Source organism: Mesorhizobium sp. M8A.F.Ca.ET.207.01.1.1 (assembly GCF_004794715.1).
In the GTDB taxonomy this organism is placed as follows: Bacteria; Pseudomonadota; Alphaproteobacteria; order Rhizobiales; family Rhizobiaceae; genus Mesorhizobium.
Map to the genome: position 1 here is coordinate 1 of NZ_SRUS01000417.1, position 314 is coordinate 314.

Here is a 314-nt window from a genome sequence, read left to right on the forward strand (position 1 = left end):
GTCGAAGATGTCATTCAGGTACTTGGTCAGCACTTCGACCATCAGCCGTGTCTGCGCGAACAACAGCGTCTTCAACCCGGACTTGATCGCGATGCGCGCGATGCGGTTGCTCTGCGAGCGCGCCGAAGCGCGCAGGCCCAGGTCCGGATTGATCACTGGCGGGTTCCACAGCAGCACCTGCTTCGGCCCGCTGGGTGCGCCGGATTCGGTGATGGCGGTGACCGGCGCCTCGATCAACGCCTCGGCATGCGCCTGCGGGTTGCCGATGGTGGCCGAGCACAGGATGAACTGCGGTTGCACGCCGTAGAACGCGC

The 314-nt window shown here is 65.0% G+C and carries 1 pseudogene; it reads right to left on the bottom strand.

Annotated features, from left to right (window positions below):
* A pseudogene (locus EN850_RS35170) lies at positions 1-314 on the bottom strand (hypothetical protein); the annotation flags it as partial.